This window comes from Desulfoscipio sp. XC116 (genome assembly GCF_039851975.1).
Classification (GTDB): domain Bacteria; phylum Bacillota; class Desulfotomaculia; order Desulfotomaculales; family Desulfallaceae; genus Sporotomaculum.
Genome location: NZ_CP156660.1, coordinates 1,586,342 through 1,609,347, shown reverse-complemented (window position 1 = coordinate 1,609,347; position 23,006 = coordinate 1,586,342). Strand labels below are relative to the sequence as shown.

The window sequence follows — 23,006 nt, the reverse complement described above, 5'->3', positions numbered from 1 at the left end:
AAAGTGGACAGTTTAATAGCCAATCTAATCAGCCCATATTATATAAAAATTTTTACACTGGTGGGCATTTATATTATTATCGCCCTGGGACTCAACTTTATTACAGGCGTCACAGGCCAGCTTTCCTTCGGTCACGCGGCCTTTGTGAGCATAGGTGCCTATACCGCAGCCATTTTAACCACCCGGTTGCAGCTGCCTTTTTTAGCTTCGTTGCTGCTGGGCGGCTTATTGGCCGCCTTGGTGGGAATATTGCTGGGTTTTCCCATTTTGCGCCTCACCGGCGACTACCTGGGCATTGCCACTTTGGGCTTTTGTGAAATAGTCATTGTCGTATTTCAGAATACAGAAATCACCGGCGGCACCATTGGCCTTTCGGGCATCGCCAAAAATACCAGCCTGACCCTCGTTTTTATATTAGTGGTGATCACTATCTGGAGCATGTACAGACTTCAAAATTCACGTTTCGGCAGGGCGCTCTTAGCTATCCGGGAGGATGAGATTGCCGCTCATGTCATGGGTATCAATACTACGGCTTATAAAATTCAAGCCTTTGGTATCGGCACTTTTTTTGCGGGCATCGGGGGCGGCCTATACGCGCACATGATCCAATATTTAAATCCCACCGATTTCGGTTTTTCCCGTTCCTTTGACTATCTTACTTTTGTCGTGCTGGGCGGACTGGGCAGCATTCCCGGCACTGTTCTGGGCACCACCATACTTACCCTGGCTCCGGAGTTTTTGCGTTTTGTGGATGAATACCGGATGATGATCTATGGCGCGTTAATGGTGACCATGATGATTTTCCGGCCCAAAGGTCTGTTGGGCGGAGTGGATTTAGCCAAAGCAATACATGCTTTAAAACAAAAAAATAAAAAAAACACCTTATCGGGTGATGCATAGATAACAGGGAGTGTTAATATTGTCTGAGTTGTTGAAACTTGACAACGTAACCATTAAATTTGGCGGACTTACCGCTGTGGACAGTCTAAATATGGCTTTACCGGAAGGCAGTATCAGGGCTTTAATCGGTCCCAACGGAGCCGGTAAAAGTACTATTTTCAATCTGGTCACGGGGATTTACGCGCCTTCTAAAGGGCAAATTTCTTTCCGTGGTCAAATAATTAGCCAATTGGCACCCCATATCATTACCAAGCTGGGCATCGCCAGAACATTTCAGAACATCCGCCTGTTCAGCAATTTATCCGTTATGGATAATGTTAGGATTGGTCATCATTGCCGGATCAAAGCCAGTTTTATCGGTGCACTGCTGCGCACTTCATCCATCAAGAAAGAAGAGGCGCACACCCGACAGCAGTCTTTGGATTGCCTGGCCTTAATGGAACTGGCGGATAAGGCCGACGAAATGGCCGGCAATCTGTCCTACGGAGAGCAGCGCAGGCTGGAAATGGCCCGGGCCCTGGCTACAAATCCCTCTTTGCTATGCCTTGACGAACCGGCTGCAGGCATGAATCCCATTGAGAAAGAAACCCTGGCCAAAATGATTAAAAAAATTCAAAATATGGGCATTACTGTTTTCTTAGTGGAACATGATATGAAATTTGTCATGAACCTGGCGGAAATGGTAACCGTACTGGATTACGGCAAAAAAATCACCAGCGGCACACCGGCGGAGGTGCAGCGCAACCCGGCGGTAATTGAAGCCTACCTGGGAAAGAAAGTAGGGTAAGAGATGCTCAGCGTGGAAAATCTATACTACTCGTACGGTGCCATCAACGCATTAAGCGGTATATCCTTTGAAGTGCGTGAAGGGGAAATCGTCGCCTTAATTGGTGCCAACGGGGCGGGGAAAAGCACTACTTTACGCAATATTTCCGGTATACTGCACCCCAAAAGCGGCTCTATAAAATACCGGGGCACCGAGATCAGCAAATTACCGCCGCACAAAGTGGTGGAAGCGGGCATCTCACTGGTTCCTGAGGGCAGGCGGGTTTTCTCTCGCATGACGGTATTGGAAAACCTGGAAATGGGCGCCTATATAAGGAAAAATAAAGCGGAGGTCAAGGAATCCATTGAAAGCGTTTTTGCTCGTTTTCAAAGGCTAAAAGAAAGGCGGAATCAGCTGGCCGGTACGCTGAGCGGCGGAGAGCAACAAATGCTGGCCATTGGCCGGGCACTGATGTCCAAACCCAAATTGCTGCTCATGGATGAGCCATCCATGGGATTGGCTCCCATGCTGGTGCAGGAAATATTCTCCATTGCCAAAGAGATCAACGAGTCAGGCACTACCATACTACTGGTTGAGCAAAATGCCTACATGGCTTTATCCATAGCCCAACACGCCTATGTTTTGGAAACCGGCGGCATCGCGCTTTCGGGAACAGCTGAGGAAATGGCCAGCAATCCGGCAGTTAGAAAGGCTTACCTGGGCGAATAACTGTCATATTTTTACCCGTTTATTACATTGAAATGTGGCCGCGCCGTTGACAGTATCGCAAAACTGCGATATTATACTTAAAATTTTACCACATGGGGGTTATAATATTGAGTCTATATGATGTAATTATCATCGGCGGCGGTCCGGCCGGACTGGCCGCGGGAATATACGCATCCAGAGCGGCCTTAAAAACACTGCTGCTGGAAAAGGGTATGCCCGGAGGCCTGGCCGCCAGCACCGAGTTTATTGAAAACTACCCGGGTTTTGCCGAAGGTGTTGGTGGTCCTGAATTAATGATGCAAATGGATGCCCAGGCACGTCGATTCGGCATGGAGGTAAAATCGGCCACCGCTGAAACAATAGAAGCAGGGGAAGACTTTTTTACCATTAACACCGATGAAGAAGCTATTACCGCAAAAACCATCATCCTGGCCACCGGCGCTCAACCACAAAAACTAAAAGCTCCCGGTGAAAAAGAATTCCACGGCCGTGGTGTCTCCTATTGCGCGACCTGTGACGGTGCATTTTTCAGAGATAAGGAGGTTGCCGTGGTCGGAGGCGGCGACTCGGCAATTGAGGAAGCTATTTATCTAACTAAATTTGCCGGCAAGGTACATATCATTCACAGACGGGGTGAATTAAGGGCCACTAAAATTCTCCAACAGCGGGCCTTGGATAATGAAAAAATTGTTTTGCACTGGCACAGCGTAGTAGAAAAAATTTCAGGCGAGGCAACAGTAACGGAAATTACCCTTAAGGATGTCCGCAATGGAGAAACTGAGCTGCTGGCCGTGAACGGTATTTTTATTTATGTCGGCACACGGCCGGTATCCGACCTGGTAGCCGGGTTGATTAAACTGGATGAGCGCGGGTATATCATAACTGATGAAAATATGCACACTTCCCGGCAGGGCATTTATGCCGCCGGCGACATCAGGCAAAAAACCCTTCGCCAGGTGGTTACCGCTGTGGCCGATGGTGCCATAGCGGCTGTAGCAGCGGAAAAATATATCGAAAGCCACAAAAAAATAGCTGTATCTAATTGATACAGCGGAGAAAGGGAGAGGAGATTAGGTTATTAACATTATTAACAATTTACTAGGTTTATTTTATGTGCAAAATAAAGTTAGGGAAATGATTATCTCTTAAATGGTAAAAATCCAGGTGTAAACGGAAAAATGAACTATAAAACGGTATTCCCGGCCCTCCCAGGTACTGGGAGGCTTTTTATTTGCGAATATAGATAATTCAGACAGGATTTCAACCTTTGGCCGGAGAAACTTGCATTATACATGATATGCCGCGCAAATCTAGGAGGTGCATTTTGAAATGCAGGATTTAATAAATAGATTCACGGCCGGAGAAACGCGGGCGCTGGCCCGCCTGATATCGCTGCTGGAAAATGAGGACGATCAGCATGAACAAATTATAAAAGAGCTTTTTAAGCGCACCGGTCAGGCTTATGTGATTGGTTTCACCGGATCACCGGGCGCCGGCAAAAGTTCACTGGTGGACCAGGTGGTTAAACAACTGCGCCAAGCAGGTAAAACAGTGGGCATTATCGCCGTCGACCCTACCAGCCCGTTTACCGGAGGAGCACTTTTAGGCGACCGCATCAGAATGCAACAGCACGCACTGGATAAGGGCGTGTTTATCCGGAGTATGGGCACCAGGGGTAGTCTGGGCGGGCTGGCTAAAACCACCAAGGACGTAGTAAAAGCTATGGATGCTTTCGGCTTCAATTATGTAATTATAGAAACGGTGGGCGTGGGGCAGGCCGAACTGGACATTATGCATGTAGCCGACAGTACAGTGGTGGTCTTAACTCCCGGAGCCGGAGACGCCATCCAGACAATCAAGGCAGGTATTATGGAAATAGCCGATGTGTTTGCGGTTAATAAAAGTGACCTGTCCGGCGCAGATAAAATCGCCAATGAAGTAGAAATCATGCTCGACCAACAGCGGGCTGATATTGACTGGCGTCCGCCGGTAAAATTATGTTCCAGTTTAAAAGACACGGGGATCGCCGAATTGATGCAAGCCATCGAGAAGCACCGCCGGCACCAATTACAGGGCGCACCGCAACATTCACTGGCGTACAAGCGCCAAAAACGCATGCGCTCTGAAACCCTGGATATTGTAAATTATAAATGGCAGCAAAGCGTTTTAAAACAAATGCACCTGTCCGGACGGGTCAACGAACTGCTGGACAGAGTGGAACAAAGGGAATTGGATTATTACACAGCAGCATATGCAATTTTAGAATACGTAGCCGCCAGCCAAACCGGAGAAGCGGCAGAAGCCGAATCTCCGGCCAATCCACCGTCCCGGAACGCAGAATCGGTCTTTTCGCACTTGCAGCAATTGGTGGACCGGCTGCAAAAAGCCGAACCTGCCCATTCTCCAAATGATAATTACCCGGCATATCTGCACGGACAGATCTACGGTATTGCCATGACCCTGCGCCAGCTTTACCCGGGATCCAAAAACTGGGGAGAAAAAGCGGGCCTGCTGGTCAGACCGGCGCTCACCGAACACCGCTGCGAATGCCGGGAAGACCCGAGCAATCAGTAATGAAAAACACTGCAACCATACTGATCGATAGCACTATTATTGCATTTATACAGCGGTAATTTGTTCATCGGGAACGTAAATATCATTTACCAATGAAGCGCCGCCTACAACATTGCTATTCTGCGCCAACCGGCCCAAACGCACATAAGTGGACCGGTTGTGCGTGTTTTTCACACCATCGGCGCAGACCAGCACCGGCATATTAAAATCATGAGCCAAACGCACCACGTCCGGGCGGTTTATCCATTCATCCAAGAAAGATGCGGCGTCGGCTGGAGCATCTCCCACATATAAGTATAATACCGGAAGATAAGGCGCCTCGCCTCCATTGACCGTTTGCATTACTTTACCCGATTTTGGGGCAAATTGGTCTAATTGGTCTGCCTGCAGGCGTAAAATACGCGCTAATATCTCCCCGTATACACCTTGCCTGTCTACATCGGCGCAGACCACAACAATCTTGTTAACCTCGTCGTACGCTGTAAATGAGCCAATGCAGAGCGGGACAGGAAGCCCCCCCGTACTTGGCAGATCCGCCGCTTTTTGGTTGATAAAATCGATATGGAACCCTTTCTGTGCATAACCGGATGCTATACCCAGCTCATGCATAGTTATCAGCGAAAGTCCGGCATCTCTTAGTTTATCCATCTTTTCCTTTAAACCGGTGCTGCCTTTTAATAAATCAATATCATTAGCCACGGCTGAAGCGGACAATAAATAGGGTCCGGGCGAACCGCCCCCAACAATCTCCATGTCGATTATTTCCTCTCTGGCCTTATACCATATCTCGGCGACGTGGGCAATCCCCAGTTCATTATAGTCTATACTTCTTCCAAAACCACCTTTGCCATATTGGCTGTCTTTCATAACTTTTAAATTTTCTTCCAGCCAGTCTTTACCCAATATTATTTCCAAGTAATCCAGTGCCCTGACCGGGTCTATTATTTTATTCGACACATGATCATCTCCTTCAGTTAATATAACATATTGAGCAGGATAAATCAGGTACAGCAAGAATACTTGTATTGCAAATACTAGTTACTATGGGATGTGAAACATCGTTGAATTTTATAGCCTGTGACCTGGAAACCACCGGGTTCGATCCTGCCAATGATAAAATAATTGAAATAGCCCTGGTAAAAGTGATAGACGGGAAAATTATAGACACATTCAACACTCTGGTAAATCCCGAGTGTAAAATACCGCTAAAAATCAAAAGATTAACCGGTATAACAGATGAACAGCTGGCCGCCGCTCCAACGATGCAACAGGTGACCCCCGAGGTGCTCGGATTTATAGAACAATGCCCGCTGGTGGGACATAATATAGATTTTGACCATTCCTTTTTATCCGCCCAATTAGGTAATTTACCGTTTACCGAATGTATAGATACCCTGGAAATGGCTCGTTTAATTTTGCCCGGTGTCTCCAGCTACAGCCTGTCCAATCTGGTGCAACACCTGCAGCTGGAACAAAAGCCATTGCACCGGGCCCTGGATGATGCCCTGGCAGCCGCAGGATTATTATTTGCCTTGCTGGAAAAAGCAGCAGCTCTAAACCTTGATGTGCTATTGCAACTTTTGCCTCTATTACAGCACAGCCATTCACCCCTGGCGCACATATTTGATTCCATTATCAAAAGCAAAATAAAAATTATGCCGAGCGAAAAGATAAGCCGGAGCATACCGATCAAAGAACCGATTAATATTGAACACGATACCACGGAAGCCAGCTCCGACATCAATAGGCAAACACAACATCAATTGGATTACCTGCTTGGCCCTCAGAGTCCTCTGGAGCAGCTGATGCCCAACTACCAGTTTCGCGGGGAACAAGTGAAAATGGCCCAGGCCGTTGCTCAGACCTTGGAAGAACAAAAAATACTATTAGTAGAAGCAGGTACAGGTACCGGCAAATCCATTGCCTACATGCTGCCGTCATTGCTCTGGGCTGTACAGAATAATCAGCGAGCTGTCATTGCCACCAACACCATCAACTTGCAGGAGCAAATCTGGCATAAGGATATACCGCTTTTAAAAAGTTTGCTTAATTTACCGTTTCAGGCGGCACTGCTCAAAGGACGCTCCAATTATATCTGTTTACGGCGTTTTATAAACTTAATCACCCATGCGGCAACTATCACACCCGGTGAAGCCATGCTGGCCGCCCGCATTTTGGTCTGGCTTCAGCATACCGAAAGCGGTGATAAATCAGAACTAAACCTGTTTGGCCCGGATAATGAAACTTGGATGCAGCTATGCTCCGAAAGCGATACCTGCCTTGGAAACGCCTGCCGCTGGTGCCACAGGTATTGTTTTGTAACCAGGGCCAGGCGCCATGCAGAAAATGCCCACCTGGTTATTATAAACCATTCACTGCTTTTCGCCGATATCGTTGCCGAAATAAATATACTGCCGCACCACAGCGCACTGGTTATAGACGAAGCTCACAATATTGAGGAAACTGCAGCCAAACATATGGGCAGAAAGGTTTCCCGGACTCAAATATTGCAGTGGCTATCCATAACAAGCAAGAACATTAAAAAGTTAACCGAACTGGCGCCGCCCCAGGATGGTCACCGCTGGCTGTCGGCAATTGGAAAAATCGAAGAAGCAAGGCACAAGCTGCAAGAAAGCATAAATACCTTTTTTCACCTGTTTATTCAAACCATCCACAAATATAATCATCATCAACGATACTATCAAATTAAAGTACGTCTGCATAAAAAAACCGTCCTGCTTGAGGAAATTGAGGCCGAATACCAAAATATGCTTTATCAGATGCGTGATTTCATAGCTAAACTAAAAGCCTTGGCCGACTGGCTGGAAATATGGACGGTAACCAATAACGCCTGGGAAGATAAACTACAGGATATTACAATTAGCATCACTTCCGGTAAAGACCGTCTGGCCGATTTGGAATTTATACTTAAATCACCCGGGGAAGACTATGTATGCTGGGTGGAGGCACCCAACCCAACCGCATTGGGAAAAGGAGTCTACCAGTGTACCCTGCATGCCACACCGATTGATATAAGCGCCATACTGCACGAACAGCTGTTTAACAAACCTAAAACCATTGTGCTGACTTCGGCAACGCTTGCAGTTAATAACAAATTTGATCATTTTATGAAGCAATGCGGGCTTGACCGGTTACCGGATAATACCTTAAACCAGATAATCGCCCAATCGCCGTTTGATTACAGTCAACAGTGCTTGCTGTGCATAGCTAAAAACTTCCCCGGTGTTAATGAAATCAGTACCGGTGATTATCTGGAAAAACTAATCGGCACCATTTATGAACTGTCCGTCGCCGCGGGGGGCAGAACACTGGTGCTGTTTACCTCACACAAACTGCTGCGGGAAGTATACCACAGGATTAAACCACTCCTCGACGAAGCGGATATCTGTGTGCTGGGCCAAGGCATAGACGGGGGCCGTACCAAGCTGGTTAACGAGTTTTATCAAAATAAACGCAATGTTTTATTTGGAGCATTTAGTTTCTGGGAAGGCGTGGACATTCCCGGTGACGCTTTAGTTAATGTGATCATTGTCAAACTTCCTTTTGCACCGCCCGACGACCCTGTACTGGAGGCCCGCAACGAGAAAATGGCCGCGCTCGGCCAGAACAGTTTCTATGGATTAAGCCTGCCTAACGCAGTAATCCGCTTTAAACAAGGATTCGGCAGGCTAATAAGAAGTGAGCAGGACCGGGGTGTGGTGGTCGTTCTGGATAAACGCATTATAGAAAAAAAATATGGACAAATATTTTTAAACTCTTTGCCCCTTAAATCGCATTTACGAGGCAATATTAATGAAATCAGGCAAAAACTAACTGCCTGGCTGGAATAAACTATTAAATTTTACATGCACATTAAAGACACTTTACAAATAATATTAATATAGATAACAAAAACCGGTGAAGGAGAGTGAAAGTTTTGCGGGTTTATTATGTACGGCTTCCTTCTTTTTTGCGCAGCTGGCTAATGAAAATAATCAAGTAACGACATAGGAGCAGGCGTTAGCCTGCTCCTTTTTACCAAGACATACTTCAGAATACCAGCTAATTCGAAAAAATTAACAAATTGATTACTATCAGCATACCAACCTCCGACCGCCCCACTATTTATCACCTGGACACACCTACACCCAATACGCCCCCAACAGCCCCGGCCAGGCAGGAAATGAAGGCTTTTTGCAGCACGGCGCCAGTTGCAGCGCTAGTGTGTAAAAGATAATGCCCAATCAACCATCCAAAGAGTAAAAATAATACCGCCACACCAATACCATGCACTAAACCCTTATACCCCGCCCAGCGAGCCGCTAATACACTACCGCCGAAAACGCTGATATAATAAAGAATATTCGATGCCATAGGCAGTGTTTTTTCACCCAGGGATATAACATGGTAAAAAATGCCCAGAACAGCGCTGCCTAACACAGTGATTATTAACGCCGCCAATACCCCTTTTAAAACAGCGTTTAAGCTAAGCGGCGGGTAAGTTGCCCCATCATGTTTTATGGAACTCATTTTATCCGCACCTCCCTGTTTACTGTAAATTTTATGTCATGCTTAACTGAATATGCTTAAAAAGAAAAAACACCGGCATTATTTGCCGGCTTTCTTCTTATGATCGCTAACATTATGATCGGTGAAGTCATGATCCCACTGCCCATCCAGATTAATCATAGTCGCTGAACCCGTAGACTCTTCCACAAAAGTCGCGCCTGTCGCTTTAGAACTTTTATTTTTGTTTTTTTCCAATCTACTTCCCCCTTTTTAGGCTTTTTCTATTATGCATTTAAAAACCAGGCATCATACTCCCCAAACACGTCTTGCCACTAATTTAAAATATTACATTATTTTTACATTTATATGGAAGGAAATGGTTTCCCTATATCGAATATATGTTATTAAACCATAAGGGGGTGTATCTAAATGGATGGCATCATTAAAAACCTAAAAAGCATTAATATTAGCGTTCAGATACTGTACAGTCTGGCTGTAATCGTGGAAAGACTAGGTTCCCTTACTAATTCCCTGAGTATTATAAAATGGGCTATTACCAATGCCCCAAATAACCAAAAGCTGTATTTACATGCCAGTCGCTTATACCTCAAAAAAGGACAAGTCGATAAAGCAGTCACTTACTGGAAAAAGGCAGTCGGCCAAGAGAATATAGGTAGCTTTTTATATTGGCTGAAGAGCCATAGGGAAAAGTCGCCGGCAGTGTCCCATGCCCACACCGGCCAATGGGCCCATCAAGCGGAACTGGAAGAAAGACATGGCGATAACCTTACGAACTCAAACAACATTGGACTGGAATTACTGGAAAATGGCTATGTGCAAGATGCATTAAAAATGTTTCTACATGACTTAGAGGAGGGCGGAGCCGACGCTGTTTTATGTTTCAATATAGGACTTGCCCTCAATAAGTTAAACAGGCATCCGGAAGCGCTGGAGTTTTACGAAAAGGCTCAAAATCTAGGTCTCAACAATCTCGGGCTTTTAAACAATAAAGGATATAGTTTATTCCTGCTTAACCGGTTTGAGGAAGCACAAATTTGCTATGAACTGGCTCGTGGTTTAGCTCCTAATGACTATGATATTTTAAATAACTTAGCGGCCTGTTATATAAAAACAAACCAGCAGAATAAAGCTGTAGACTATCTTACAAGAACTGTTCAAACCTACCCCGGCGATGCCACCCTGGAAAATAATTTAGCTATGTGCCTGGAGACCACCGGTCATGAAGAGGAGGCTTTAAAACACTACGATATAGCATTGCAGTTGGGGAAATCAGAAAAGGATAAAAGAGCCATCGAGCTTAATAAAATTAAATGTTTAATTACTTTGCACAGGCACCAAGATGCGTTAGTACTTTGCAACAGCCTGCCGGATGAAGAATTTGACTGTGAATTGTGGAGCATAAAGGGTGAACTGCTGTGCGAGCTTGGCAAAACAAGCGAAGCCGCGGATAGCTATCGAAAGGCTTTCGGTTTAATCAGTTTAGCTAAAAACTAGCTGCTTTGCAGAACAATCACACCGTTAAATTGAACTAAACAAATATAAAAAAACCCGGGCTCAAAGACGGGGAGTCACAGGAATAAGTTGTGAACCCACCCAAAAGGCAAACTGAATACAGAACAAGGGAGTGTCGCAAAACTACTTTCTCGGAGTATTGAGCAACGCTTCCTTTCCCATATTCAGCCAATTATTTCGATAATAATCCGGTATCTTTACAAAAAGCTGCCGCACTATGAACTATTTAGCCCGTTGTGCAACAGCCCCTTGTTTTATATAAGCATACGATTAGCCTCACCAATAAATTGTTTTATCCAACTATTCTATTTCCCTCAGACGCTCAACAATGGAGTGTCTGGAAACAGCGCGATACACCGTCAGCGGCACGAAAATGCCGAGTGCAGTGAAGATCGGCGCAACGAAGAGGATGGGTAAAACCGTAAAACGATACGTAAAGAACCAGAATATGCCGGTCAGCACATTGGACAGCAGCGGACCGGCAGCAATGCTGAGCAAAAGCGATACTGCCACAGCGCCCAGAGAGTAATACAGCCCCTCCCAAATCAACATGGCTTTGAGCTGCTTGCCGGTCATGCCGATGGACTGGAGCATTGCAAGCTCACGGCGGCGTGTCAGAATGCTCGTCAGAATCGCGTTGAGAAAATTGAGCACACCCACAAGTCCGATGATAAAACTCAGCACGCCTCCCAGCATCAGGAACATATTGCGGAAAGAGTCGAACTCCGCAGCATAAGTCGCCTTGCTTTCATAGTCGAACTGCGGCATCTGCTCATTTGTCAAATCAGACAAGAAAGCTTCCATATCGGCAGTACTCTCATCGCTGACATCGCAGGCATAGTACATAACGTTGCTTGTGCCGCTGTCCTGAATAAATGTCCGGTCATTCATAATAAACTCATCGGTGCCATAATAGCGATAGCTGAGGGAGTGTGGCATAGTGATCAGTGCCGCTACCTGATAATCAATGTCCCGATACGTTTTAGCCCGGCAGCGGTAAGGTTGGTCGCCGGGAAGATTACCAGGTTCAAAGATCTCACCTGTGTCGGGATCATAATATTCGTACTCCTCCACATAACGCAGGGTGACTGTGTCGCCAAGCTTTGCCCAATGGGAATCCATCTGGGGATTACCGTAGTCATCCTCACCGTATACGGCGGCGATATAACGTCCGTCCGACTCATCCAGCTTGGATAAATCGCCCTGCAGCACCGTCAGCTTGTCAAGTGCGTATCGCTCCATACCATAAAGCTGTACCTGATTGGCCAGCAGGCCTTCTTCATTTTTATCCATAAGGGCAACAGCGCGATCCAGATCTTCCGAATCGTTCCACCTGCCGTTCAGCGCGCGATAATAGTTCTCGCTGATAAATTCCTCCACCGGACTGCTTTTGCCGTATACGCGCCCTCCGGCTTCCACACCGGGCCGGGATTCCAAGCTGGAGATGATATCTTCAGGCAGGGCGCGGTCGCTGCCCCAGAAGCCGTTTGTCTGAAAATAACCGGCATCCGCTATCACACAATCCGACACCATTCGGGACAAATATTTATCCATGTCAAAGCCGTTTGTAAAAGTGACGGTCAAATTGAGCAGCAGCACGGCCAGCGACAGTGAAGTTACTGTTATTGCCGTCTTGCTGTGGCTGCGCCCAAGGTTCGCCCGGGCCATTCCGGACAGTGAGGCTCCTGACCGGGCTTTGCGTATCATCTTCTTATTCACCGTACCCTCGGTGTAGCGAACAGCCTCCACAGGAGATACTCTTGCCGCCATTCGCCCCGGCCTGCGGCAGGAGATCACCACCGTAACCAGAGCAAAAAACGCGGAACCAATGAAAATCAGTGGACTTGCCGACACCGCGTTCTGTACAACACCATTGAGCTGAGACAGAATCACAGGGGTCAGCTTAACACCGACACCATAGCCAATCAGCAATCCAAGGGGAATACCAATCAAAGACAGCAGCAGCGCCTGCTGGCGGATGATGCGCCGCAGCTGCCGCCCTGTGGCACCGATGGTTTTAAGCAGGCCATAGAAGCGGATATCATTTGAAACGGAAATCTGAAATACGTTATAGATAATCAGATAGCCTGTAAAGATAATGATCAGCAGCAGAACTGTGATGGACATTACGGTGATTGGGTCCATACTGTTGGCCAGCTGTGAGCCAGTGTAGCCCCAGTTGGCGCCAATCGAAATGTAGTTATCTCCCACAGAACGGCTTTCATGTTGATAACCGTGATTTGCCAAAATTTTGTTCAGGTCCTGTTCGATATGCAGCGAGCTGTCCAGCATGACATCCATATTCCATGAACCGGTCATGCCGTCCTTGCCGATACCGCCGCCGATGCCGACTTGATCATAGATAGCCTGTGCGCGGCTGTGGGGAATGAGAACATGGTTGGCGACAATCGCCTCGTCATATTCCCACCAGCCGCTCAAAACAAAGGTTTTCGTTACCTCTGCGCCGTCCACATCAAAAGTCATGGTCAATTCGTTTCCTAACACCGGTTCGACGCCCAGCAGCTCCAATACCCGGGTATCGGTGGCGGCCTCGTTGGTACCCTCGGCGGGTAACCGGCCTTCCACAGGATCACAGTACATCCAGTGCGCTTGGTTCGCATCACTATATCCAATCTCCACGTGAGATTTAAGAAAAGGCGCGCCGACCGGCATACCCACAAAGCAACGCAACCCATACTGCGTGATGAGGGGATCGGTTTTAAGCTCATCAAACTGCTCTCGGGTCATATACTTAAACGTTCCATGGCTCCAGCCTCCGACTTGCCGGAAGTTGGCCTGCTGCAAGGAATGATTAATCGACAGCGCCACCGTGAACAGGGAGGTAAACAGTACGGAGGTCAAGGCAATAGCAAGAATGGCAATAAGATTTCTAGTTCTTGCCGCTTTCATACTTTTCACGCTCAGCCGGCGGATACATTTTTGATTGGCTACGTTCATGCTGTGCACCTCCTTATCGAGCGACGATTAAGCCGTCCTCGATGCGAACGATGCGGTCGGCTAACTGGGCAATCTCCTCGTTATGGGTAATCATCACAATGGTTTGAACAAATTTCTGGCTTGTAACCTTTAGCAGCCCCAACACATCCTGGCTGGTCTTGGAATCCAGATTGCCGGTGGGCTCATCCGCCAAAATGATGGCGGGCTTTGCAGCTAAAGCGCGTGCGATGGCAACCCGCTGTTGCTGTCCCCCCGAGAGGTTATTGGGCAGGTTTTGCAGTTTAGACTTAAACCCCAGTGTTTCAATGATGCTGTCCACATAGGCGGAATCCGGCGTATTGCCGTCCAATTGGATGGGCAGTACGACATTTTCATAGACGTTGAGCACAGGAACCAGATTATAATTCTGGAACACAAAGCCGATCTTGCGGCGGCGGAAAATGGTCAGTGCTTCGTCTTTTAGGGAAAAGATATCCTTGCCGTCAACCGTGACCGTGCCGGAGGTGGGGCGGTCCAGCCCGCCCAGCATATGTAGAAGCGTACTCTTGCCGCTGCCGGATGTACCGACGATAGCCACAAATTCTCCTTTTTCCACCTGCAGATCGATACCGGCGAGAGCATGAACGGCGTTTTCATCGGTGCCGTAAACTTTTTTCAAATCATGCGTCTGCAAAATGGTCATGCTAGATACCTCCAAAGATAAAGTTTGCATGCATCGCTACAATACAGACTTTATCATAAGTTTCTTTCCAGAATCTTTCCGGCGGACAAGCAATTCTAACAGTTTTGTAAGAATTCAAGGCTGTCGGGGTAGAAACACAGAAAAAACCGAGCCATCTGACGATGATGCCACTTTAACATATCCGCCCTGCCCGGCTAAAATCTGACGGGTCAGGTATAAACCGATCCCCACGCCGTCCTGTTCGCTGACGGATGGAGAACGATAAAAACGTAAAAACACTTTTGCCTGCTCTGCTTCCAAAATTCCAATTCCAGTATCCTCCACATCAATGCGGCAGAACAAATCGTATTCCCTGACTGAAACTTGTATGCTGCCGCCCGCGGGCGTGTATTTAATAGCGTTATCCATCAGATTGCATAACGCTTCTGTCGTCCATTTATAGTCAAATACCGCACGGGTATCTGTAACATTCATGATCAGCCGAATCTCTTTTTGCGCTGCTTTCGGCGCAAACTGTCCGGCTATTTCATCCAGCATCGGGGCAATGGCATTTGAAACCGGATGAAGTGTGAAAACGCCTGTTTCCAGTCGCGATAGCTTCACCAATGAGGCAATCAAAAAGTTCAGCTTTTCCGCTTGTCCCCGCAGCGCAGCTGCACAATCCACGCTTTCTTCCGGCAGCTCCTGTTCTTCCAATAGCTGTGCATAAAGTAGGATATTGGCAATCGGTGTTTTGGTCTGATGCGATATATCTGCCAACAGCTCCTTGACTTTTTCTTTCTCCGTTTTTAAATTATACGCTGATACCGCCGAAGCAGTCAGATATCGCTTCAATCTGCTTTCCACTGCCGAAAGCAGGCTTTCATCAAAAGTATTTTCCGCAAAACTTCCGTCCATCGCGTGATCCAGCATTTGATTAAGCGTCTTCATAATTCTCTTAGTTTTACAGTGTTGAAGCAGTGTAATTGCAAAGCATAGCAGAATGACTGCCAACGCAATGACAAATAGGATGAGATTCCATTCATTCATTCCGTTTCACCGCCCATACATAGCCCAAACCGTAGATGGTTTTGATATACCGGGCCGCATCCAGCTTGTCCCGTAGGCGCTTAACAGTCACCGAAAGTGCATTTTCATCTACAAAATCAGCGTCATTCGTCCAAACACGATCCAGGAGAACCGTTCGACTTACGGTTACGCCCTGATTTTCTACCAGCAACCGAAGAAGCTTTTGTTCCGTTTTGCTTAACTCCACCGCAATATCCGCCTTAAAGAACTCCATATGCTCAAAATCAAACCGATAGCTGTCGATAACAAAGGGCTTGGACACACGGATCATGTCCCGACGCAGTTGAGCCTTCACTCTCGCGCGAAGAATGGCCAGGCTAAAGGGCTTTGTGATATAATCATCTGCACCGTGCTCCAAGCCCATGACCACATCTACTTCAGTGTCGTTGGCAGTCAGCAGGATTACAGGAATAGGATTGCTCCCGGTTTTAATTTCGCGAAGCAACTCCAATCCGCTGCCATCAGGAAGATTGATATCCAGCAGAACCAACTCCGTCACAGCGCAGGCAAGCTGTTCACGAGCAGATTGCAAATCGAAACACGGAACAATTTCAAGTTCCTGATCTTTTAAAGCAAGGCACAAGCCTCGGCTCAGATGGCGGTCATCTTCGACAATTAATACTTGTTTCATCACTTATCCCCTTTCCGCCTTTAATCATATGATAACATAATGAATTTATAATTTAATTATGGAACATCGTGCAAGATATCCGCAAGCACAATAAACGCCCTTCCAAGCAGATGGATACGCCAAATCTGTTCTCCGGCTTAGTGTTCTGCGCCGACTGCGGCGGGACGCCGGTGCTTCACCGGGCGCACACCATGCAAGAAACACAGAACAACTTCATGTGCTCCACCTACAAGAAGCGCGGCCCTACAAGAAGCGCGGCAAAGAGGAGGGCGGACAGCCAAAACTGTCCGCCCCATCACAGGGATTTATACCCGGTTGACCTTTTGTCCCTATGATACCCCGCCTAATAGCAGCAACCGGGTCTTTTTTTACATTGCTAGAAGGACGATATCGTAAAATGGCGAAATATTTAAGTTGTTGAATGTGAGTTATAATAAAATTTACCAAAGGGGAGCCATACCATTTATGATCCTTATTTCAATTAAGCCATGTCGAGTAAAGTTAGCGCCATTATCCAACCCTTCAGGAAGACCTCCTGGTTATTCCCAGACCGGCATGCCATAATAATCGTTATAATATATAGGGAAAGAAAGGGGAAATTTTAATGATAGATATGGGAAAAATAGAAGTAGCTGTACGCATGATCCTGGAAGCTATCGGTGAAGATGCTGACAGAGAAGGTTTAAAGGAAACCCCGGCCCGAGTGGCCCGTATGTATAATGAAATTTTTTGCGGGCTCTGGGACGACCCGGAAAGACACCTGCAAAAAATTTTCACTGAAGAACATGAAGAAATGGTACTGGTCAAGGACATTCCTATCTATTCCATGTGTGAACACCACCTGCTGCCGTTTTACGGTAAGGCACACGTGGCGTACATTCCCCGCAAGGGCAATATCACCGGACTGTCCAAGCTGGCCAGGGTTGTCGAAGGATTTTCCAAACGGCCTCAGCTTCAGGAAAGATTAACCTCCCAAATTGCGGATACAATCATGAAAAAATTAAACCCGCACGGGGTATTAGTGGTCATTGAGGCGGAACATATGTGCATGACCTTGCGCGGCGTACGCAAACCCGGTTCCAAAACTCTTACATCGGCAGTACGCGGATCATTCCAGCGCAATGAGGCCACCAGAGCGGAGGCATTTTCATTAATCAGAAAATAACCGGGGGGAGAACATTATGGATCGTACGGGTACAGGTCCGGGCAAACTAGAGTTGATTGCAACTAAATCATTTTCGATGTATGAAGATATGTATAAAGTAATAGACTTTTTAAATAAAAATCTAAAAGATAAAAAAGTTATGTTTGGCTTAACCAAAAATAATGAAGACAATAATTTGACTATAACCATTTATGAGTTTTGAACCAACGGAGGATTATAATGCGCGTATTGCTAAGTAATGACGACGGGATTAACGCTCCCGGATTGCGAACACTCAGAAAATCACTGGCACTCCTTGGCGAAGTGCTGGTGGTGGCACCGGACCGGGAAAGAAGCGGCACCGGACATGGCATAACGACATACAAGCCGCTGAGGACCAAAAAAATTACTTTTTCTGACGGTACTTATGGCTGGTCGGTAAACGGCACCCCTGCTGATTGTGTTAAACTGGCTATTGAAGCATTAATGCCTCGGAAACCGGATATTGTCGTTTCCGGCATTAATCTGGGCGCCAATTTAGGCACGGATGTGCTTTATTCCGGTACTGTATCAGCAGCCATTGAAGGGATCATTAATGGTATCCCATCTATGGCCATATCGCTGACCAGCTCTGAAAGCAGTGACTTTAGTCAGGCTGCCGCGTTTGCATTGCACATAGTACCATTATTGATTGATGCCGACCGGGATATAAAGAACATTCTAGTTAATGTTAACGTGCCCCCCGGCAAGCCCCGGGGGATGAAGATAACCAGGTTGGGCATGCGGCGTTATGTTAATGTTTTCGATAAAAGGACCGATCCCCGGGGTAATGTATATTACTGGATGGCCGGCAAGCCCGAGGATACAATACCCGAGCCCCCGGCCGGGCATGCGGCAGCAAAAGCAAATACCAATGCCAATTTAGCTACAAATGTTGATATTGATGTACATGCAATAAATAATAATTATATATCCATAACACCGCTGCATTTTGACTTAACGGATTTTGCCGCAATAAAGCATATAAGCAAAATAATCGAGCCTCAATTATCACTCTAAGCACTTAACGTCTATTAAATTTGAACAGTCCACGAAACTTTTCCCTGTCCTGGTCGTTAACACCACCGGTTAGCAGCATTAACACCAGATAAATAACTCCGCCGGCCAGCAGGGTAATAAACAAAACCGAGCCGTCATGAAAACCACATCCATATAGTATTTTCTTTAAGCAAATGATTAACAATGACATACCCAGTGACGCCACCAGAGGCATCATTACACTTTCCCTGATGGAAGGCGCAAACAACCCAATTTTATAAAGATACAGCATATTTAAAACCGGCATAATAATATAGCCGGCGGCTACCGCCATGGCAGCCCCTTTAATACCCAACTGCGGCATCGCTGTTAGGTAATAGATACCCATGATACATACCAGCGATGACAATACCAGATTTTTAAAGGGTACATCCGCTCTTCCCACACCTTGTAAAATACCGGTGGTGGTTTGCTGCAGGTATAAAAACGGACCGGCCAGTGCTAAAACTTTCAAAATTATACCGGTTTGAGCATACCCGAAAAGAACACCGCAAAGCTCGTTCGCCAATAAAAGAAAAATACAGGCGGCGGGCACCCCCACCTGTATGGTCAGCCTGACGGCGTCCAATATACGTGTCCTGGCCAAAGTCAGGTTGTTAGCCGATATAGCGTCGGACATAGCCGGCACCAATGAAGTGGCCAGAGCCATGGTAAGGACGCCGGGCATAAACAGCAGCGCTTCGGCAATACCAATGAATTGCCCATATGCACTAGTAGCCTGGGATACCGAAAGCCCGGCGGCCTGCAGCCGCTGCGGTATCAATACTGCCTGAACGGACATTAGTGCCGTGGCAACAATCCTTGTCAAGGTTACCGGTATAGCCATCGTAGATATTTTTTTAAGGCTATGGCCCAGGCTATATATCTTACGCCATGACCCCGATACATAATGCAAGGCCACGGGTTTACGACGAACATAAATGCGCAGCATAAAAATAAAACCTGTTAATTCACCCAGTACAACCCCGATAGAAAGACCGACAGCGGCATACTCAATGCCTAAAGGCAGCAGAATATAAGCAAATGCCAGACCGGACAAAACCCGTATCAATTGTTCAATTGTCTGGGTGATAGCCGTGGGAGACATTTGCTGCAAGCCTTGAAAAAAACCACGGAAGGCGGAGCACAAAGTAACAATGATAATGCCGGGCACCAAGCTGATTAAACAGTAATATACTCTTGGATTGGGGAAATAGGATTCGGTTAATATAGGCGCACCTATAATTAATACCACGGTAAAAAACACACTGGTGAGCATCAGTATGAACAATGATAGTTTAAAGATTCTGTATGCGCCGGGCATATTATTACCGGCCACCTCTTCGGCCACCAGCTTGGCTATGGCCAGAGGTATTCCGGCGGTGGCCAGCACCAGCATCATAATATATACCGGGAAAACCATATTAAACAGTCCCACACCCTCGGGGCCGATTAAACGCATCATAGCTATTTGATAACCAAAGCCCAGAAACCGATTAATGAGACCGGCTATTAATAGAATAAAGGCCCCCTGTAAAAAAGAATAACCCGCCATATATTACCACCCTTTCCAAGGCTAAATTATACTTATGTCAATAAGCGTTAAACTATGAAAACCAGCGCATAGCAACAAAAAAATTTTTTGGTTTCTATTCAAAACAAGGAATTTCTTATTAGCTTGTAGAAGTATTGAAAGCTAATAAGAAAACCCGTTTCTTGGCGGCCAAGGAGCCCTACCGGGCTATTTTTATGTTTAGAAACCAATTTTGGCCAGTTTTGGATGCCAATAAGTATAGAAAAAGGGTTTGAGGGAAACCATTATTTACAAAAGGAGGCACGCGTTTTGAAGAATTATACTACCGAACAACTCCGCAACATCGCCATTGTGGGCCACGGTGGTGCGGGAAAGACATCTCTGGTGGAAGCAATGGTTTTTAACACCGGAGTAATAAATCGCATTGGTCGAGTAGAAGATGGCACCACCGTTGCAGATTACCATCCCGAAGAGGCACAGCGCCAATCCACAGTGCATACAAGCCTGGTACCCGTGGAGGTAAACAGTGTTAAATTAAACCTCTTGGATACCCCCGGCTTTTCAGATTTTATAGGTGAATTAAAAGGCGCTTTACGAGTAGCCAATACCACCATGTTTGTGTTCTCCGCAGTAGACGGCGTACAAGTACAGCATGAAATTATTTGGAAATTTGTTCAAAAGTCTGAGCTTCCACGGGTGGCTTTTATAAATAAAATGGATCGGGAGAACGCTAGTTTTAGCAAGTTAATGGATGAATTAAACGCCAAGTTTAAGGCCAACTTTGTACCTATCAACTTTCCCATTGGTGAAGGTTTGGATTATAAAGGTATTGTGGACGTACTTAGCCAAAAAGCTTATGAGTTTGGTGACGACGGCAAGCCCAAGGAAATTGCCATCCCCGATGAACTGCAGGATCAATTGGAAGAGTATCGCGAAAAATTAGTGGAAGCCGCTGCCGAAGGCGATGACGATCTGACCATGAAATATTTAGAGGGAGAAGAATTAACTCCGGAGGAGATCAAAACAGGTCTCGCCAACAGCATCGCCATTACCAAGGCCGTACCGGTGCTATGTGGGTCCGCAACTAAAAATATGGCTATTGCCAACTTGAGTGACTTTTTATCCTATTACCTGCCCGCACCCAAGTGCGAAGACGGCCCAATGGCCGCACTGGTATTTAAAACACTGGCCGACCCTTACGTAGGCCGCATGAACTTTATCCGTGTTTTTCGCGGCAATTTAAAAGCAGATTCCCAGGTGTATAACTTCACCAAGGAAAAGAACGAAAAAATCGGTCAGGTATTATTTGTGCGCGGCAAACACTCGGAGCAAACCCCCCAGGTGGTTTGTGGCGATTTAGCGGTGGTGGTCAAGTTAACCGATACCAGCTCAGGAGATACCCTGTGCGATAAAGACAACAAAGAGGCTCTGGAAAGCATTGACTTCCCGATACCTAACTATACTCTGGCTATTGCACCGAAGAGTAAAAACGACGAGGATAAGCTAGGCGATGCAGTACACAAACTGCTGGAAGAAGATCCCTCACTTAGGGTGGAAAAGAATAAGGAAACCAAGCAGACCCTGCTCACCGGTATGGGTGAAGCACATGTAAATATTATGATTAATAATCTAAAGCGCCGTTACGGCGTCGACGTGATCACCGAGGAACCCAAAGTACCCTACAGGGAGACCATCCGCGCCAAAGTGGAGGTGGAAGGTAAGCATAAGAAACAATCCGGTGGCCGTGGCCAGTACGGCCATGTTTGGATAAGGTTTGAGCCGCTGGCCGAAGGCGATTTTGAATTTAATGAAGAAGTATTTGGTGGCGCAGTGCCACGCAACTACTTCCCGGCTGTGGAAAAAGGACTGCGGGAGGCTATGGTGGAAGGCGCCTTGGCCGGTTACCCCACGGTTGGCATGAAAGCTACCTTATACGACGGTTCTTACCACAACGTGGACTCATCTGAAATGGCATTTAAAATTGCCGCTTCACTGGCTTTTAAAAAGGCTGTCCCTATGGCCAAGCCGGCTATATTGGAACCTATTATGTATGTTGAAGTAACCGTACCGGATGAATTTATGGGAGACATTATCGGCGACTTTAATACCAAGCGCGGTCGGGTGCTGGGCACCGATCAGGTTGACGAAGGCACCATAGTAAAAGCACATGTGCCGCTGGCTGAAATGTTTAAATATGCCAACGATCTAAAATCCATGACCCAGGGACGCGGGCAATTCAAGATGGAATTTAATAGCTATGAAGAAGTTCCCGCCAAACTGGCCGAAGATATTATACAAAAAGCTAAGGCCGAGGCCGAAGCAGAAAAATAATTTTAGCACTGAGAAAAAAGGGAGTGTCGCAAAACTACTTTCTTGGAGTGGTGAACGACGCTCCCTTTCTTAAATTCAGCTAATTATTCCGACAACAATCCGGTATCTTTATAAAAAGCTGCCGCACTATGAACTATTTAGCCCGTTGTACAACAGCCCCTTTTTTATCCATCCTTTTAGCTTTGCAGCCACAAGAAAGAGACCGGAAGCAAGTTAAACTCAAACTCCCCTTTACTTGCCCTTACACGTAAGATGAATAACACAGCAATCTATATATCTATCATTAATAAGTTTAATCTAATACCGGTTATTCAGTTAATATAAAATCTAGCGTAGTATAATCTATAACGATATTGCTACAACAATTGTTATTATGTTAAAATGAATCAGGAATTGGGCGGTATCTTTTTAGAACCGCACCATTTGTTTGGATTGGTTGGGTAGGTGATGCGTTTTGTTGGTAAGCTAACGTACCTCCGCTTGGAACCGGCAGGACCGAGACGGGTTTGCGCAAGGGATATTATTATCCTTCGGACTTGTCCGGAGGTTTTTTTATTATCCCCAAACATG

At 46.5% G+C, this 23,006-nt stretch carries 20 protein-coding genes; 12 read left to right on the top strand and 8 right to left on the bottom strand.

From position 1 onward, the window contains the following. The first annotated feature begins 3 nt into the window (after positions 1 to 3). From ABDB91_RS07610 to meaB, 5 genes are all read left to right on the top strand, one after another. Positions 4 to 900 (top strand): branched-chain amino acid ABC transporter permease, encoded by an 897-nt coding sequence (locus tag ABDB91_RS07610; protein ID WP_347491015.1) that lies wholly within the window; start codon positions 4 to 6, stop codon positions 898 to 900. 16 nt (positions 901 to 916) lie between these two features. Continuing rightward, positions 917 to 1,687: an ABC transporter ATP-binding protein gene (locus tag ABDB91_RS07605; protein ID WP_347491555.1), complete on the top strand. Its 771-nt coding sequence runs from the start codon at positions 917 to 919 to the stop codon at positions 1,685 to 1,687. Positions 1,688 to 1,690: 3 nt separating this feature from the next. Further along, positions 1,691 to 2,395: an ABC transporter ATP-binding protein gene (locus tag ABDB91_RS07600; RefSeq protein ID WP_347491014.1), complete on the top strand. Its 705-nt coding sequence runs from the start codon at positions 1,691 to 1,693 to the stop codon at positions 2,393 to 2,395. Positions 2,396 to 2,502: 107 nt separating this feature from the next. Further along, the gene (trxB, locus tag ABDB91_RS07595) at positions 2,503 to 3,441 is read left to right on the top strand and encodes a thioredoxin-disulfide reductase (RefSeq protein ID WP_347491013.1); all 939 of its coding nucleotides are present in this window, start codon (positions 2,503 to 2,505) and stop codon (positions 3,439 to 3,441) included. A gap of 283 nt (positions 3,442 to 3,724) precedes the next feature. Next, on the top strand, positions 3,725 to 4,969 hold the full coding sequence (gene meaB, locus ABDB91_RS07590; RefSeq protein ID WP_347491012.1) for a methylmalonyl Co-A mutase-associated GTPase MeaB: 1,245 nt from the start codon (positions 3,725 to 3,727) through the stop codon (positions 4,967 to 4,969). A gap of 45 nt (positions 4,970 to 5,014) precedes the next feature. Here meaB and ABDB91_RS07585 read toward each other — a convergent pair whose 3' ends face one another. Then, positions 5,015 to 5,926, bottom strand: coding sequence for a hypothetical protein (locus ABDB91_RS07585; protein ID WP_347491011.1), 912 nt, complete (start codon positions 5,924 to 5,926; stop codon positions 5,015 to 5,017). Between the two features lie 104 nt (positions 5,927 to 6,030). On the opposite strand from ABDB91_RS07585, the gene dinG reads away from it, so the two are divergent. Then, a complete protein-coding gene (dinG, locus tag ABDB91_RS07580; RefSeq protein WP_347491010.1) occupies positions 6,031 to 8,820 on the top strand; it encodes an ATP-dependent DNA helicase DinG in 2,790 nt (929 codons plus the stop codon). Between the two features lie 277 nt (positions 8,821 to 9,097). Here dinG and ABDB91_RS07575 read toward each other — a convergent pair whose 3' ends face one another. Together ABDB91_RS07575 and ABDB91_RS07570 are read right to left on the bottom strand one after the other, a co-directional pair. Further along, positions 9,098 to 9,499: a TIGR04086 family membrane protein gene (locus tag ABDB91_RS07575; protein WP_347491009.1), complete on the bottom strand. Its 402-nt coding sequence runs from the start codon at positions 9,497 to 9,499 to the stop codon at positions 9,098 to 9,100. A gap of 78 nt (positions 9,500 to 9,577) precedes the next feature. Beyond that, positions 9,578 to 9,733, bottom strand: a complete 156-nt coding sequence (locus ABDB91_RS07570) for a hypothetical protein (RefSeq protein ID WP_347491008.1) — start codon at positions 9,731 to 9,733, stop codon at positions 9,578 to 9,580. A gap of 174 nt (positions 9,734 to 9,907) precedes the next feature. On the opposite strand from ABDB91_RS07570, the gene ABDB91_RS07565 reads away from it, so the two are divergent. Beyond that, the gene (locus ABDB91_RS07565; protein ID WP_347491007.1) at positions 9,908 to 10,993 is read left to right on the top strand and encodes a tetratricopeptide repeat protein; all 1,086 of its coding nucleotides are present in this window, start codon (positions 9,908 to 9,910) and stop codon (positions 10,991 to 10,993) included. 318 nt (positions 10,994 to 11,311) lie between these two features. On the opposite strand, the gene ABDB91_RS07560 is transcribed toward ABDB91_RS07565, so the two are convergent. The 4 genes from ABDB91_RS07560 to ABDB91_RS07545 all read right to left on the bottom strand — a co-directional run bounded on the left by ABDB91_RS07560 (position 11,312) and on the right by ABDB91_RS07545 (position 16,350). Further along, on the bottom strand, positions 11,312 to 13,969 hold the full coding sequence (locus ABDB91_RS07560; protein WP_347491006.1) for an ABC transporter permease: 2,658 nt from the start codon (positions 13,967 to 13,969) through the stop codon (positions 11,312 to 11,314). A gap of 13 nt (positions 13,970 to 13,982) precedes the next feature. Continuing rightward, complete coding sequence (locus tag ABDB91_RS07555; protein ID WP_347491005.1) at positions 13,983 to 14,651, bottom strand: ABC transporter ATP-binding protein; 669 nt, start codon at positions 14,649 to 14,651, stop codon at positions 13,983 to 13,985. Positions 14,652 to 14,765: 114 nt separating this feature from the next. Next, on the bottom strand, positions 14,766 to 15,680 hold the full coding sequence (locus tag ABDB91_RS07550) for a HAMP domain-containing sensor histidine kinase (protein WP_347491004.1): 915 nt from the start codon (positions 15,678 to 15,680) through the stop codon (positions 14,766 to 14,768). Then, a complete protein-coding gene (locus ABDB91_RS07545; protein WP_347491003.1) occupies positions 15,673 to 16,350 on the bottom strand; it encodes a response regulator transcription factor in 678 nt (225 codons plus the stop codon). Before ABDB91_RS07545 ends, ABDB91_RS07550 begins: the two co-directional genes overlap by 8 nt. Positions 16,351 to 16,460: 110 nt before the next feature. On the opposite strand from ABDB91_RS07545, the gene ABDB91_RS07540 reads away from it, so the two are divergent. The 4 genes from ABDB91_RS07540 (at position 16,461) to surE (ending at position 18,553) form a co-directional block, all read left to right on the top strand. Then, positions 16,461 to 16,685 carry a zinc ribbon domain-containing protein gene (locus tag ABDB91_RS07540; protein ID WP_347491554.1) on the top strand — a complete coding sequence of 75 codons (225 nt, stop codon included), beginning with the start codon at positions 16,461 to 16,463 and terminating at the stop codon, positions 16,683 to 16,685. 269 nt (positions 16,686 to 16,954) lie between these two features. After that, positions 16,955 to 17,515, top strand: a complete 561-nt coding sequence (gene folE / locus ABDB91_RS07535; protein WP_347491002.1) for a GTP cyclohydrolase I FolE — start codon at positions 16,955 to 16,957, stop codon at positions 17,513 to 17,515. Between the two features lie 16 nt (positions 17,516 to 17,531). Next, positions 17,532 to 17,717 carry a YpmA family protein gene (locus ABDB91_RS07530; RefSeq protein ID WP_347491001.1) on the top strand — a complete coding sequence of 62 codons (186 nt, stop codon included), beginning with the start codon at positions 17,532 to 17,534 and terminating at the stop codon, positions 17,715 to 17,717. 17 nt (positions 17,718 to 17,734) lie between these two features. Further along, the gene (gene surE / locus ABDB91_RS07525) at positions 17,735 to 18,553 is read left to right on the top strand and encodes a 5'/3'-nucleotidase SurE (protein WP_347491000.1); all 819 of its coding nucleotides are present in this window, start codon (positions 17,735 to 17,737) and stop codon (positions 18,551 to 18,553) included. 4 nt (positions 18,554 to 18,557) lie between these two features. Here the strand turns inward: surE and spoVB are convergent, their stop codons facing one another. After that, on the bottom strand, positions 18,558 to 20,126 hold the full coding sequence (spoVB, locus tag ABDB91_RS07520) for a stage V sporulation protein B (protein ID WP_347490999.1): 1,569 nt from the start codon (positions 20,124 to 20,126) through the stop codon (positions 18,558 to 18,560). A 288-nt stretch (positions 20,127 to 20,414) separates the two neighbouring features. On the opposite strand from spoVB, the gene fusA reads away from it, so the two are divergent. Continuing rightward, the gene (gene fusA, locus ABDB91_RS07515) at positions 20,415 to 22,436 is read left to right on the top strand and encodes an elongation factor G (RefSeq protein ID WP_347490998.1); all 2,022 of its coding nucleotides are present in this window, start codon (positions 20,415 to 20,417) and stop codon (positions 22,434 to 22,436) included. Positions 22,437 to 23,006: the final 570 nt, after the last annotated feature.

What these genes read in the sequence shown, in the direction of transcription:
- ABDB91_RS07600 (WP_347491014.1), top strand. Translation starts at nt 1,691, where the DNA reads ATGCTCAGCGTGGAAAATCTATACTACTCGTACGGTGCCATCAACGCA.
- meaB (WP_347491012.1), top strand. Translation starts at nt 3,725, where the DNA reads ATGCAGGATTTAATAAATAGATTCACGGCCGGAGAAACGCGGGCGCTG.
- ABDB91_RS07575 (WP_347491009.1), bottom strand. Translation starts at nt 9,499, where the DNA reads ATGAGTTCCATAAAACATGATGGGGCAACTTACCCGCCGCTTAGCTTA.
- ABDB91_RS07565 (WP_347491007.1), top strand. Translation starts at nt 9,908, where the DNA reads ATGGATGGCATCATTAAAAACCTAAAAAGCATTAATATTAGCGTTCAG.
- ABDB91_RS07560 (WP_347491006.1), bottom strand. Translation starts at nt 13,969, where the DNA reads ATGAACGTAGCCAATCAAAAATGTATCCGCCGGCTGAGCGTGAAAAGT.
- ABDB91_RS07555 (WP_347491005.1), bottom strand. Translation starts at nt 14,651, where the DNA reads ATGACCATTTTGCAGACGCATGATTTGAAAAAAGTTTACGGCACCGAT.
- ABDB91_RS07550 (WP_347491004.1), bottom strand. Translation starts at nt 15,680, where the DNA reads ATGAATGAATGGAATCTCATCCTATTTGTCATTGCGTTGGCAGTCATT.
- ABDB91_RS07545 (WP_347491003.1), bottom strand. Translation starts at nt 16,350, where the DNA reads ATGAAACAAGTATTAATTGTCGAAGATGACCGCCATCTGAGCCGAGGC.
- ABDB91_RS07540 (WP_347491554.1), top strand. Translation starts at nt 16,461, where the DNA reads ATGGATACGCCAAATCTGTTCTCCGGCTTAGTGTTCTGCGCCGACTGC.
- folE (WP_347491002.1), top strand. Translation starts at nt 16,955, where the DNA reads ATGATAGATATGGGAAAAATAGAAGTAGCTGTACGCATGATCCTGGAA.
- ABDB91_RS07530 (WP_347491001.1), top strand. Translation starts at nt 17,532, where the DNA reads ATGGATCGTACGGGTACAGGTCCGGGCAAACTAGAGTTGATTGCAACT.
- surE (WP_347491000.1), top strand. Translation starts at nt 17,735, where the DNA reads ATGCGCGTATTGCTAAGTAATGACGACGGGATTAACGCTCCCGGATTG.
- spoVB (WP_347490999.1), bottom strand. Translation starts at nt 20,126, where the DNA reads ATGGCGGGTTATTCTTTTTTACAGGGGGCCTTTATTCTATTAATAGCC.